Origin of the sequence: Flavobacterium adiutor (assembly GCF_048282555.1) — a bacterium.
Classification (GTDB): domain Bacteria; phylum Bacteroidota; class Bacteroidia; order Flavobacteriales; family Flavobacteriaceae; genus Flavobacterium.
This window is the reverse complement of record NZ_CP182487.1, coordinates 354523-367664: the sequence shown is the minus strand read 5'-3', so window position 1 is coordinate 367664 and position 13142 is coordinate 354523. Positions and strand designations below refer to the sequence as shown.

The following is a 13142-nucleotide window of genomic DNA, read 5'->3' as shown; positions in this document are numbered from 1 at the left end:
AATTTACTTTTAAATTTATTCAAATCCAGATACAAGTTCTTACCTTTAAGTATAATTAACACTTTTTAAGATGAAACTTTATTCTCTTCTTGCCGCGGTGCTCCTATTACTAACAGGCTGCACAAAAACATTAACTTTTGAAAGCGAGGTATTTGAAAAAGAATCCAAAATACCGTGTAAAAAAGATTGTCCTAAAATTACAATCGAAGTGCCAATTGCAAAAAATATTCCTGTTGTAGCTGACAGTATAAATAAAAAGATATTAGGCATTTTAAAAGACATTATTTATTTTGGAGAAAAACCTTCAGAAGTAAGAGATTATAAAAGCCTGGTCGATTCTTTTATCGCTTCTTATGAAGAAATGCATAAAAAATTCCCAACCGAAACATTCGGCTGGGAAGCTAAAGTAAAAGGAAATATAGAATATCAGTCTAATCAGATATTAAACCTAAAAATCGATCATTACACCTTTACTGGAGGTGCACACGGTTATCAGGGTTTTCGTTCGCTGTTATTTAATCCAAATACCGGAAAAACCATTTTTAGCAATGATTTATTTAAAAACGAAAAAGAGTTTAAGGCTTATGCCGAAAAAGAATTCCGGAAAAAATATAAAATCCCGGCTAAAGCCAATATAAATGCAACAGGATTAATGTTTGAAAAAGACGTTTTTCAATTGCCTCAAAATATCTTTTATACCGAAGAGGGCCTGCTGCTATATTACAATTCGTATGAAGCAGCTTCCTATGCTGATGGCCCAAAAGAGATTTTGTTTCCGTATGAACACATAAGTAAATATCTGAAATTTAAATAATAAAGTCATATCAGATTATAGCTGGAAATATCTGTAGAGAAATTACTGAACATCGTATTTCATTTTACGTAAAACCCGTAACGATTCCTTAAAATACAGATACACCTGTCCAAAGGGTTTTAAAAGTAATTTGGCATCTATGAGTTTTTGTTTGGCCTCGTCAAAACCGTTCAGATAACAAATCATAAAAGTAGAAGGGAGGTTTTCTAAATCTTTTAATTCACGCTCTGACAAAGCAAAACCATTTTGCAGTTTTTGAAGCAATGCAATATTCGAATTATAAATATGAAAAAGCATTCGTTTATTGAATTCCGGAGGCTGAAAAAGCATTTGACGGTCTATCTTATAATAACCGTTATCAAAAAAATGTATGGTTTGCTTTTCTAGTGGATAATAACTGGTTTTGTCGTTTAAACCCAGAGGAACATATTCGGTTATGGTAAAAGTATCATCATCAAAAACAATTGTAACAACATCCTGGGCTGAATAAAAAAGCTTGATCTGTTCATTTATCAATTCAATATCTACTCGCGAAAGAAAGGTTTTATCTCTGGATTTTTTGGGCACACCGGCCCAGCAGATCACAAACAATTCTTTAAAAACACGATATTTTGGTGACATATCTTTATGCCTGAAATTCATAAAATCGAATACTCCGTCAAGTGTATACTGGATACTGTTTCGTGAGCTATTTTCGATTCCGATAACTGTTTCGGTATTCTGATAATTTTTTTCGATTTCACCCTCTACCGGAACCGAATTGCTTCCCCGCCTAATAAAAATACTATTGACAGGAATAGTATGAATTCCTTTTTTGAAAGATGAAATCTGGCTTTTGGGCTTAATCGTAACCAGTCCAATCACCTTATCTTTTGGAAGATTGGGGAAAGGCACATTTTCATACTGGATTTTAGGCGGATTTTCCAGAAAAGCATTGACCAGATTCTGGATCCGGCTATCATCAAAGAAATCATCACCCACAATTTCGTTATCATGATCTTCAACACCAACAACGATATAAGAATTATTGGCAGGATTTGAATTTGACAAAGCGCAGATATGTTTAAGAAACTTTCCTTTTCCTTCACGTGAATGCAAATTCAGCTGCCTTTTTTTATCATAAAAACTGCTCTCATCATTATGAGCAAGCAGGTTTTTTATTAAAAGGCGTTTATTGATCATTTTCGCTGATTATTTTTTGCCACAAATTGCACTAATTTTCACAAATTTTTATTTTTAAACACATAGAATCATCGATTATTACAACTTATAAAAAGGCGTTTCACTTTTTCTAAATACCCATAGCTATGTGAATTGATGCAAATGAAATGCCTTTAAGATAAAGCAAAACTATGTTTCTATGTGTTAAAAAATCTTCTAAATATTTTTCTTAACAATTGTTGAAGTGGCCTGCGCTGCCGGCATCACAATCAAATCGGCAATATTTACATGGTAAGGTCTTGAAACCACAAAATGAATAATATCTGCTATATCCTCTGCTTTCAGAGGATCAAAACCTTTGTAAACATTTGAAGCTCTTTCTGAATCCCCTTTAAAACGCACTTCGCTAAATTCTGTTTCAACCAAACCCGGATGGATTCCGCTTACTTTAATTTTATGTGTGTTCAAATCTATCCGCATTCCCTGGGTAATGGCATCAACAGCGTGTTTTGATCCGCAGTATACATTCCCATTTGGATAAACCTCTTTCCCGGCTGTTGAACCTATGTTGATGATATGTCCTGATTCTCTTTCAATCATTTGTGGAATAATCGCTTTAGAAACATATAAAAGTCCCTTAACATTGATATCAATCATGGCATCCCAATCATCAATATCACCATGCTGAATTGGATCTAATCCGTGTGCATTTCCTGCGTTATTGATTAAAACGTCAATTTTTGAAAAATATTCCGGTAATGACTTTATACTATCAAAAACAGTTTTTTTTTCCCTTACGTCAAAAGACAATGAATGTACTTCCGTATATTCTGAAAGTTCTTTTTCGAGTTCGCTTAGTCGCTCTTTACGTCTTCCGCAAATGATAAGTTTATAATGATTTCTGGCAAAAATCTGAGCTGTTGCCTTCCCAATTCCGCTTGTAGCACCGGTAATTAAAACTGTTTTTTTCATCGTGATTATTATATGTTTTGCTATAAATTAAACAACTTTAATTTATTGAAAAATCAAATCAATTTTAATTTGTGCAAATATTTTTCGCTTAAGGCAATTTTACTTCTTTTGTTTTTACAATTTATTACTTTTAAAGCAGCTCTTCTCCCCTGCTTTCAGTCCATATTGCAAACCAGTCTTCTTTATCCATTTCAAGTTCTACTGCTTTCATCAATGACTGAATTCTGGCGACATTTACAGTTCCTGCCACAGGAATCACTTTTGCCGGATGTTTTAAAATCCATGCTAATAAAAGTGTATCAGATCCTAAATGATATTTTTCTACTAATGTCGAAAGCAATTTCTTCAGGCGTCGCGTTTGTTGACTATCTTCCCTAAAAACAGTCCCAAGCGGATTCCATGCCAAAGGACGGATTCTGTGCATTTGTGCATAATCAAAAGTACCATCTGTCATTGGCTCAAAATTTGTAGCTGAGAATTGTACGGAATGATAACTAACATCTGTTTTCTGACGAATTAACTCCACTTGTGAGTTGCTGAAATTCCCAACTCCAAAATCAATGATTTTCCCTTCTGATTTTAGTTTTTCAACCGCTTCCGCAATTTCATCTGCCTGCATTAACGGACTTGGTCTTTGCAGTAAAAAAACATCGATATAATCTGTTTTTAATTTTTTCAAAGATTCTTCTGCAGACCAGATTATATATTCTTTAGAGTGCTCATAATGCCTGATTTTATTATTTCGGTTTTCGGTAACCATCTGAATGCCGCATTTGGTAATTAGCTGAAACTTTTCACGAGAAATTTTACTGTCATAAAGTGCTTTTCCAAAATCTGCTTCGGTGGTGTAATCTCCATAAATATCGGAGTGGTCAAAAGTGGTAATTTTATTTTCGATACAGAGCTGTATCATGCTTTCCATTTCTTTTAAAGTAAGATTTTTATCCCAGGCTCCCCAATTCCTAATACCTGAAATTACAGGCGATAATAAAGTTTTGCTCATGTTTTGTTCTGTTATTTTTAGTAATAATGATGCCCGTTTATAGCATAATCATCAAAGTTCTTAAAAATATAAAAATAGATTCACAATTCGTCCTTAAAATTAGGGTTTTGGTCGAAGTTTTAACCATTCTTTAACATCTTACTTCTTAAAAAATATTCAATTTGCACTCTCAAAAATCAGGCATAAAAATCAAGAGTTTTAAAAGGTTTTTAAAAATATTTATATGGAAGAAAATACAACGACTTTAGACATTAGAGCGATAAATGAAAAAATTGAGAGAGAAAGTGCTTTTATAGACCTTCTTACAATGGAAATGAACAAAGTTATTGTGGGCCAGAAACACATGGTCGAGCGTTTATTAATCGGTCTCTTAGGACAAGGGCATATTTTGCTGGAAGGTGTTCCTGGTTTAGCAAAAACTTTAGCGATTAATACTTTGTCACAAGCAGTTCAGGGTTCTTTCAGCCGTATCCAGTTTACTCCGGATTTATTACCTGCCGATGTTATCGGAACCATGATTTACAACATCAAAGCAAACGAATTCTCTATTAAAAAAGGGCCGATTTTTGCTAATTTCGTACTTGCTGATGAGATTAACCGTGCTCCTGCAAAAGTACAGTCTGCACTTCTTGAAGCAATGCAGGAAAAACAAGTTACAATTGGTGATTCAACTTTCAAATTAGACCGTCCGTTTTTAGTTTTAGCAACTCAAAATCCTGTTGAACAGGAAGGAACTTATGCGCTTCCTGAAGCACAAGTTGACCGTTTCATGCTGAAAACTGTTATCGATTATCCAAAAATCGACGAAGAGCGTTTTGTAATCCGTCAGAACTTAAAAGGAAGTTTTGAAAAAGTAAATCCTGTAGTCTCTGTAGATCAAATTTTACGTGCCCAGGAAGCGGTTCGTGAAGTGTACATGGATGAAAAAATTGAGAAATATATTCTTGATATTATTTTCGCTACGCGTTACCCAGAAAAATACAAACTAGCCGACTTAAAACCGCTGATCAGTTTTGGAGCTTCACCACGTGGAAGTATCAATTTAGCCAATGCAGCAAAATGTTACGCTTTCATCAAACGACGTGGATATGTGATCCCTGAGGATGTTCGTGCTGTAGTACATGATGTTCTGCGTCATAGAGTTGGGATAACGTATGAAGCCGAAGCCGAAAATATTACTTCTGTAGACATTATCAACAAAATCGTAAACGAGATTGAAGTACCTTAAAAATTTGTTTAATGTTTCAAGTTTCAGGTTGTTGTAAAGCAAACTTGAAACTTGAAACTTTTAAACTTTAAACAAATCAAATGGATACAAAAGAGCTTTTAAAAAAAGTACGGAAAATAGAAATCAAAACCAAAAGACTGAGCAATCACATCTTTTCGGGAGAATACCATTCTTCATTTAAAGGGCGCGGGATGACTTTTAGCGAGGTACGCCAATACCAATATGGCGATGATATTCGTAACATCGATTGGAATGTAACCGCACGATATAACGAAGCCCACGTAAAAGTTTTTGAAGAAGAACGCGAGCTGACTATGGTTTTAATGGTAGACATTTCGGGTTCTGAAGGTTTTGGTTCAAAAAGTCAGTTTAAAAAAGATATTGTAACTGAAATAGCGGCAACTATGGCTTTTTCGGCTACACAAAATAACGATAAAATTGGTTTGATATTATTTTCTGATAATGTTGAATTATACATTCCACCAAAAAAGGGGCGTTCACATGTTTTGAGAATTATTCGTGAATTGATCGAATTTGAACCTAAAAGCCAAAAAACAGATATCGCCCAAGCTTTAAAGTTTCTTTCCGGAACACAAAAAAAGAAAGCAATTGTTTTTATGATCTCAGATTTTATGTCTGACAATTATGAGCACACTTTAAAAATTGCTTCTAAAAAACATGATATTACCGGTGTACGTGTTTACGATATCCGTGAAGAAAAAATTCCGAATTTAGGAATGGTAACGATGCTTGATGCCGAAACCGGAAAAATTCAGCTCGTAGATACAGGTTCTAAAAAGGTTCGGATGAATTATGAAAAACACTATCACGAACGTGTCAGCTACTTTAAGGAAATTTTCAGTAAATCCGGAGCCGGTGTCGTAAACACAAGAGTTGACGAAAATTACGTAACTAAATTACTGGGGTATTTCAAATCGAGATAATGATTTTAGATTGGTGATTAACGAATTTTGATTTCAGATCTTGTAAGATTTAAAAAAATTGAATGAATAAACAGGAATTAGAAAATAGATTGATTGATTTTGCAGCTACAATCATAATCGTGGCGAGTAAATTTGAAAAAAATTATGCGGGAAATCATTTATCAGGTCAAATAATTCGTTCGGGAACTTCGCCAGCATTAAATTATGGAGAAGCTCAAAGCGCAGAAAGCAAAAGAGATTTTATTCATAAAATGGGAATTTGTTTAAAAGAACTGAGAGAAACTTTTGTGTGTTTGAAAATAATTGAAAAAGCAAATTTATCATCAGAATTAGAAAATATATCAAAAGCAAAAACTGAAGTTAACGAACTGATTTCAATTTTTGTTTCCAGTATAAAAACATCAAAAAATAATTCATAAATAAGACAGTTGTTTTGGATTAAATCTAAAATCGTTAATCTAAAATCTACAATCGTTAATCAAATGAAATTAAAATTTTACATATTTCTATTTTTACTTTCCTCAACTGTTTTTGCTCAAAAACAAGTCGAAACCAGTATTGATACTACAAAAAATAAAATTGGCGCAGAGTTTAAGTTAACACTTAAAACGATCGTAAGTTCAAAAACTAAAGTTGTATTTCCTGCTCTAAAAAACATTGGCCCATTAGAAGTAATTCAATCGTACCCAATTGACACTGTTAAAAAAGACGGCACTTATGAGCTTATCAAAAAATATGGCTTGACACAATTTGATTCCGGAAGATATGTTATTCCGCCAGTTAAGATTCTGATTGATAAAAAGCCTCATTTAAGTGATCCGGTTTCAGTTGAAGTAGCCAGTGTGAAAGTAGATACTTTACAGCAAAAAATGTATGATATTAAAGATATCTCAACTGTTGAAAATGGCATTGGAGACTGGTGGATTTATCTTTTGATTATAGTTCTGATTATAGGAATTGGTGTTTTTGTTTATTGGTACATGAAAAAACACCAAAAGAAAAAAATTGAAGAGGAAGTTTATAAAACTCCTATTGAAAAAGCCACAAGCTTATTAAACAATCTTGAGAAAAAAGAACTCTGGCAAAAAGGCGAAGTAAAAGAATATTATAGTGAACTGACTGATATTGCCCGTAATTATATTGAAGAGGCAATTCAGATTCCAGCAATGGAAAGCACCACTTCTGAATTAATTCAGGCCCTCAAAACGGCTTCTGCCAAAAAGAAAATGAGCCTGACTCCCGAAACTGTTGAAAATCTGGAACGTGTTTTAAGACAGGCCGATTTGGTAAAATTTGCAAAATCAAAACCATTAGAGTTCGAAATTACGGAAGACAGAAATAAAATTCAGAAAGCAATTTTGACGTTGGATAATGCTATCCCTACAGAAGTTCCTGTTGAGGAAGAAGATCAATTATTAAACGAAGCCCAAAAACAAAAACAAATTCAGCTTCAGTTAAAGAAAAAAAGAAATAAACGTATTGCAATTGCTGCTGCAACTGTAGTTTTTTTACTTACTGCAACCACCACTTATTTCATTGTTACTAAAGGTTTTAATTATGTAAAAGATAATATAATTGGACACCCTACTAAAGAATTACTAGAAGGCGAATGGATAAAAAGCGAGTATGGTAATCCGGGTGTTTTAGTTGAAACACCAAGGGTTTTACACCGACTTGATACTCAAAAAGTATTGCCGAAAGAGACTATGGCTCTTATAAAGGAAATGCAGCTTTTTGGCTACGGAAGTTTAATGGATAATTTTTATATAACGGTTTCTACAGCTAAATTTAAGAATCCTACAGACATTGACTTGACAAAAGCACTTGAAGGCAATTTAAAAATAATCGAAGCTCAGGGTGCCAGAAATATGATCACAAAGCAAGAAGATTTTGAAACGAAAGAAGGCATTACTGGAATAAAAGGCTACGGAACTTTTACCCTTATTAATGAAAACCTGAAAACAAGCGCTAAACTTTACTACGAAGTCCTGATGTTTAAACAAGATGGCGGATTACAGCAAATTGCTATATTCCATGAAGAAGGAGATACGTATGCTAATGATATTTCGGATAGAATTTTAAATTCTGTTGAACTTAAAAGAGCAAGCAACTAATGGAAAAAATAACTTTTTTAAATCCGGAATTTTTTTGGCTGTTTTTATTAATCCCAATTGCAATAGGATGGTTTTTCTGGAAACGAAATCAGCAATCGGCTACTTTAAAAATGAGTTCAACTCAGGGTTTTAAAAACAGCGAATCACTATTAACAAAATTAAAACCTTGTTTGTATGTTTTCAGGATTATCGCTCTGTGTTCTCTGATTGTGGCTTTAGCAAGACCGAGAACTGTTGACATCAGCAACGAAACTAAAACAACGAAAGGAATTGATATTGTAATGGCAATTGACGTTTCGGGAAGTATGCTTGCAAAAGATTTAAAGCCGAACCGTATGGAAGCTTTAAAAAGAGTGGCGGCAGATTTTGTTAACGAAAGACCAAACGACAGAATCGGACTTGTTTTATATGCCTCTGAAGCGTACACTAAAACTCCTGTAACGAGTGATAAAGCCATTATTTTAGAAGCTATTAAGGAAATCAAATACGATAATGTATTACAAGACGGTACCGGAATTGGAATGGGTCTTGCAACAGCCGTAAACCGACTTAAAGACAGCAAAGCGAAAAGCAGGGTCATTATTTTGCTTACTGATGGTGTAAATAATGCAGGATTCATTGAGCCGGAAACAGCCTCTGACATTGCAAAACAATACGGTATAAAAGTATATACAATTGGAATAGGAACTAACGGAATGGCTGAATTTCCATATGCATATGCTCCAAATGGTGGTTTCTTGTTCAAAATGCAAAAAGTAGAAATTGATGAACAGCTACTGAAAGGTATCGCCAAAAAAACGGATGGTACCTATTTTAGAGCCACCAGTAATGATAAACTGGCTGAAATATACAACTCAATAAACAAATTAGAAACTACTGAAATTCAGGAGTTAAAATTCTACGATTACGATGAAAAATACAGATTTTTTGTGTTGTTATCAGGACTATTATTGTTACTGGAAGTAGGTTTAAGAAACACCGTTTACAGAAGCTTCATTTAATTTTGAAAAATTAAAAAATTTACAATAATAAAATTCTAAATAACAAATTGGAATCTGGAGTTTTTAGAAAACAATAAAATTGGAATTTGGAATTTATCTCAATAATTATTGAGATTGGAATTTTAAAAATATTTATGGAACTAGACGAAAAAAAATATTTATATCTATTATTTCTCATCCCGATTGTGGTATGTATTTTCCTTTTTAATCTATATTGGAAAAGAAAGAAACAGCGTGAATTTGGTGATTTGGAAATGGTAAAAAAATTAAGCCCGGAACATTCTGTTTTTAAACCGGTCTTAAAGCTAATATTGTTTCTTTTTGCATTAACCTTTCTGATTATTGGGCTTGTTAATCCAAAGATCGGAACCAAAATGGAAACTGTAAAACGTGAAGGAATTGATATTGTTTTTGCTGTTGACGTTTCAAAAAGTATGCTGGCTGAGGATGTCGCACCGAGCCGTTTAGAAAAAAGTAAACAATTGGTTTCTCAGATTATTAACAATTTGGGCAGCGACAGAATCGGAATTGTAGCTTATGCCGGAAGTGCTTTCCCTGTTTTACCAATTACAACAGATTACGGTGTTGCTAAAATGTTTCTTCAAGGTATGAATCCCGGAATGGTGTCATCACAAGGGACTTCGCTTGATGAAGCCATTAAATTATCAGCAACTTATTTTGATGAAAAAAGCAAAACCAGCAAACTTTTAATCCTTATTTCTGATGGTGAAGACCATTCAGAAGGAGCTGAAACGGCCGCAGAGGAGGCTAATAAAATTGGAATGAAAATCATCACCATTGGTATTGGAACAGAAAAAGGCGCAACAATTCCGTTGAAGGAAAATGGTGTAATCAGAAGTTACCAGAAAGACCAAAATGGTGAAACAGTTATTACAAAACTAAATCAGGAAGGCTTAAGAGCAATTGCAAAAGCAACCAAAGGCGGATATGTTTATGGAGGAAGTACAAAAGAAGTACTGGAATATGTAAAAAATGCCTTGAATAATATTCAGAAAACCGAGTTTGAAGCAACACAAATGGCAGAGTTTCAATCGCAATTTCAATGGTTTTTAGGTTTTGCCTTTTTACTATTATTTCTGGATATCTTTCTATTGGAAAGAAAAACAAACTGGATAAACGAGTTGAATTTATTTAACGAAAAGAAATAATTGTTCCTGATAAATTGGGAACAAAAAAATAAAAATACAGAATGAAAAATTTACTTCTTTATATTTTACTAACCTTTTCTTTGGCAGTTTCTGCTCAGGAAAAAGACAAAACATTGCCTGAAGCCAATGAAGAATATAAACAGAATAAATTTGTTGATGCAGAGGCAAATTACAGAATTTCACAATCAAAATTCCCTAAAAAAGCTACAGCTTCTTATAATTTAGGAAATACAATTTACAAACAAAATCAGGCATCAGAAGCAAAATTTGCGTATGCGAATGCTATTAAAAATGCCAAAACCAGATCTGAGAAACACAAAGCTTTCCATAATTTAGGAAATGTTTTTATGAAAGAGAAAGATTATACTCAGGCTGTTGAAGCTTATAAAAATGCATTGCGTAACGACCCTACTGATGATGAAACCCGTTACAATTATGCCTTAGCCAAACAAAAATTAAAAGAGAACCCTCCGAAAAACGACAAGAATAAGGACAATAAGGATAAAAAGGACGATAAAAAAGACGATCAGAAAAAGGACGGCGACAATAAGGATAAAGATAAAAAAGACGGCAAAGACGATCAGAAAAAAAACGACAAAGGCGATAAGGACAAAGATAAAAAAGACGGTAAAAACGATCCAAAAAAAGAGGATAAGTCAAACAATAACGGACAGCCAAAACCTATGCCGGGAGGAATTTCAAAAGATCGTGTCCAGAATTTATTAGATGCGGTGAATAATGAAGAAAAGAAAATTCAGGATAAAGTTAATGCCCAAAAAGTAAAAGGAAATCCTAAAAAAGCAGAAAAAGACTGGTAGAATATTATGTTTTTGGTTTATTGTTTTTCTGATTTAATATTATTCTTAAAAACAGTTTACCATTTCGTCTAAATTAAAAGAATAAACTTTTAAAAGATAACCAGAAACTATAAACTACTAACAACAAACAAAAATTGATTAAACAAGTAATGAAAAGATATTTAATTCTATTACTATTCACTTTTCAGGGACTTATGGCTCAGGTTCAGTTTGAAGCCAGAGTAAGCAAGAATACACTTGGAGTTAACGAAAGACTTCGTATTGACTTTATCATGAATGTTGATGGGGATAACTTTGACCAGCCTTCTTTTGAAGGTTTCAGGATTGTAGGGGGACCAAGCCAGCAGATAAGCCAGTCCTGGATAAATGGAAGAAGTTCATTTCAGAAAATTTATTCTTATTTTTTACTTCCAAATCAAAAAGGTACATTTACTATCAAACAGGCCTCAATTGAATATAATGGGCAGATTTATAAAACATCTCCCATAAAAATAACCGTTACCAATGCAGTTCCACAAGAAAGAGATCCTGGATATCAGCAGCCGCATCAGGCAGGAGGAAATGAAATTTTGAATCTTATAGCAGAAATTTCCAAAACAAATCCTTATATCAATGAACCAATTACAGTGGTTTATAAATTATATTTTAATGGTATTGGTGTAACAGGATTTAAAGAACTGGCCAAACCCAAATACAAAGACTTTTGGAATCAAAATATTGACATCAAACAGCTTCAAATTGAAGAGGGAATGTACAAAGGTGAACGCTCTTACTTTGTAGTCCTTAAAAAAACAATTTTATACCCTCAAAAATCAGGAAAACTTACTATTGAACCGCTTTCTTTAGACATAGGAATTCAGGTACCAAGAGGCCGGAACATGTTTGGTCAGATGATGCTGGATGACGCAAACAAAATCGTTTCAGCCGGAGCGAAAACAATTAATGTAAGAGCACTGCCTGAGGCAAATAAACCTATTGGTTTTACCGGAGCTGTAGGTAAATTTGATTTTAACGTTATCCCTTCAAAAACTACCTTAAAAAGTGGAGAAAGCCTTGATTTGGTAGTTAGTGCGAGCGGAAAAGGAAACATGAAATTATTTACTTTACCAAAACCTGTTGTACCGAATGCGTTAGAAATGTATGATCCGGTTCATGACGAAAAAGTAAATACATCACTTGCAGGAATGTCCGGTAAAATTTCGGACAAGTATACTATCATACCTCAATTTAAAGGAAAGTATGCTATAAAACCAATGGAATTCTCATATTTTGATTTGAATTCCGGAAGCTATAAAACGATAACTTCTCCTGAAATTATGATTGATGTTTTAGATGGTCCGGTTCAGGCTGAATCAGTTGCATCACATACATCTAAAAATGTGATTACAAAATCAGAGCAATTTAAATATATTAAACCAAAAACGGTTTTAGTTTCGACTGCAAAAGATGATTTTCACGGCTCTGATTTATATTACAGTTTATTATTACTGCCTTTTGTTATTTTACCAATTATTGTAATTGCCAAAAAGAAAAAAGAGGCAATCGATCGTGATGTTACCGGTAATAGAATTAAGATGAACAATAAGCTTGCGAAGAAATATCTATCTGAAGCAAAAAAACAGCTTAACAATAAAGAGCCATTTTATATCGCACTGGAAAAAGCAATGCATAATTTCCTGAAAGCTAAACTGCATATCGAAACTTCAGAAATGAGCAAAGACAATATACGTGAATTACTATTATCCAGAAATGCGAATACGGAAACTGTTCAGAGCTTTATTAATCTGACCGAAAATTGCGAATTTGCACGTTATGCCCCGGCATCAAGCGCATCAATTCAGCAGGATTATGATAAAGCTGTTTTGATTATTTCGGAATTAGAAAAACAAATTGTTTAAACCTAACGTCAAAGTTTACG

12 protein-coding genes are annotated in these 13142 nt (G+C 33.6%); 9 read left to right on the top strand and 3 right to left on the bottom strand.

The genetic code is table 11. The features are described 5' to 3' along the window. The first annotated feature begins 70 nt into the window (after positions 1-70). Positions 71-814, top strand: coding sequence for a PdaC/SigV domain-containing protein (locus tag ACNC7R_RS01500; protein ID WP_417939229.1), 744 nt, complete (start codon positions 71-73; stop codon positions 812-814). A gap of 42 nt (positions 815-856) precedes the next feature. Here ACNC7R_RS01500 and ACNC7R_RS01495 read toward each other — a convergent pair whose 3' ends face one another. From ACNC7R_RS01495 to ACNC7R_RS01485, 3 genes are all read right to left on the bottom strand, one after another. Further along, a complete protein-coding gene (locus ACNC7R_RS01495; protein WP_417939228.1) occupies positions 857-1996 on the bottom strand; it encodes an ATP-binding protein in 1140 nt (379 codons plus the stop codon). 195 nt (positions 1997-2191) lie between these two features. Next, positions 2192-2947: an SDR family NAD(P)-dependent oxidoreductase gene (locus ACNC7R_RS01490; RefSeq protein ID WP_417939227.1), complete on the bottom strand. Its 756-nt coding sequence runs from the start codon at positions 2945-2947 to the stop codon at positions 2192-2194. 130 nt (positions 2948-3077) lie between these two features. After that, positions 3078-3950, bottom strand: coding sequence for an aldo/keto reductase (locus ACNC7R_RS01485; protein WP_417939225.1), 873 nt, complete (start codon positions 3948-3950; stop codon positions 3078-3080). 223 nt (positions 3951-4173) lie between these two features. Here ACNC7R_RS01485 and ACNC7R_RS01480 point away from each other — a divergent pair, with 223 nt between their 5' ends. The 8 genes from ACNC7R_RS01480 to ACNC7R_RS01445 all read left to right on the top strand — a co-directional run bounded on the left by ACNC7R_RS01480 (position 4174) and on the right by ACNC7R_RS01445 (position 13122). Then, positions 4174-5178, top strand: coding sequence for an AAA family ATPase (locus tag ACNC7R_RS01480; protein WP_008465328.1), 1005 nt, complete (start codon positions 4174-4176; stop codon positions 5176-5178). Positions 5179-5258: 80 nt separating this feature from the next. After that, the gene (locus tag ACNC7R_RS01475) at positions 5259-6122 is read left to right on the top strand and encodes a DUF58 domain-containing protein (protein WP_417939223.1); all 864 of its coding nucleotides are present in this window, start codon (positions 5259-5261) and stop codon (positions 6120-6122) included. Positions 6123-6184: 62 nt separating this feature from the next. Continuing rightward, positions 6185-6541 (top strand): four helix bundle protein, encoded by a 357-nt coding sequence (locus ACNC7R_RS01470; protein WP_417939222.1) that lies wholly within the window; start codon positions 6185-6187, stop codon positions 6539-6541. Between the two features lie 63 nt (positions 6542-6604). Continuing rightward, positions 6605-8236: a hypothetical protein gene (locus ACNC7R_RS01465; RefSeq protein ID WP_417939221.1), complete on the top strand. Its 1632-nt coding sequence runs from the start codon at positions 6605-6607 to the stop codon at positions 8234-8236. After that, a complete protein-coding gene (locus tag ACNC7R_RS01460; protein WP_417939220.1) occupies positions 8236-9237 on the top strand; it encodes a vWA domain-containing protein in 1002 nt (333 codons plus the stop codon). The genes ACNC7R_RS01465 and ACNC7R_RS01460 overlap by 1 nt, the downstream gene beginning before the upstream one ends. A 134-nt stretch (positions 9238-9371) precedes the next feature. Then, positions 9372-10406: a vWA domain-containing protein gene (locus ACNC7R_RS01455; protein WP_417939219.1), complete on the top strand. Its 1035-nt coding sequence runs from the start codon at positions 9372-9374 to the stop codon at positions 10404-10406. A gap of 41 nt (positions 10407-10447) precedes the next feature. Then, the gene (locus tag ACNC7R_RS01450; protein WP_417939218.1) at positions 10448-11224 is read left to right on the top strand and encodes a tetratricopeptide repeat protein; all 777 of its coding nucleotides are present in this window, start codon (positions 10448-10450) and stop codon (positions 11222-11224) included. Positions 11225-11373: 149 nt separating this feature from the next. Continuing rightward, on the top strand, positions 11374-13122 hold the full coding sequence (locus tag ACNC7R_RS01445; protein ID WP_417939217.1) for a BatD family protein: 1749 nt from the start codon (positions 11374-11376) through the stop codon (positions 13120-13122). Positions 13123-13142: the final 20 nt, after the last annotated feature.

Coding starts and splice junctions, on each gene's coding strand:
- ACNC7R_RS01500 (WP_417939229.1), top strand. CDS start 71: ATGAAACTTTATTCTCTTCTTGCCGCGGTGCTCCTATTACTAACAGGC.
- ACNC7R_RS01495 (WP_417939228.1), bottom strand. CDS start 1,996: ATGATCAATAAACGCCTTTTAATAAAAAACCTGCTTGCTCATAATGAT.
- ACNC7R_RS01490 (WP_417939227.1), bottom strand. CDS start 2,947: ATGAAAAAAACAGTTTTAATTACCGGTGCTACAAGCGGAATTGGGAAG.
- ACNC7R_RS01485 (WP_417939225.1), bottom strand. CDS start 3,950: ATGAGCAAAACTTTATTATCGCCTGTAATTTCAGGTATTAGGAATTGG.
- ACNC7R_RS01480 (WP_008465328.1), top strand. CDS start 4,174: ATGGAAGAAAATACAACGACTTTAGACATTAGAGCGATAAATGAAAAA.
- ACNC7R_RS01475 (WP_417939223.1), top strand. CDS start 5,259: ATGGATACAAAAGAGCTTTTAAAAAAAGTACGGAAAATAGAAATCAAA.
- ACNC7R_RS01470 (WP_417939222.1), top strand. CDS start 6,185: ATGAATAAACAGGAATTAGAAAATAGATTGATTGATTTTGCAGCTACA.
- ACNC7R_RS01465 (WP_417939221.1), top strand. CDS start 6,605: ATGAAATTAAAATTTTACATATTTCTATTTTTACTTTCCTCAACTGTT.
- ACNC7R_RS01460 (WP_417939220.1), top strand. CDS start 8,236: ATGGAAAAAATAACTTTTTTAAATCCGGAATTTTTTTGGCTGTTTTTA.
- ACNC7R_RS01455 (WP_417939219.1), top strand. CDS start 9,372: ATGGAACTAGACGAAAAAAAATATTTATATCTATTATTTCTCATCCCG.
- ACNC7R_RS01450 (WP_417939218.1), top strand. CDS start 10,448: ATGAAAAATTTACTTCTTTATATTTTACTAACCTTTTCTTTGGCAGTT.
- ACNC7R_RS01445 (WP_417939217.1), top strand. CDS start 11,374: ATGAAAAGATATTTAATTCTATTACTATTCACTTTTCAGGGACTTATG.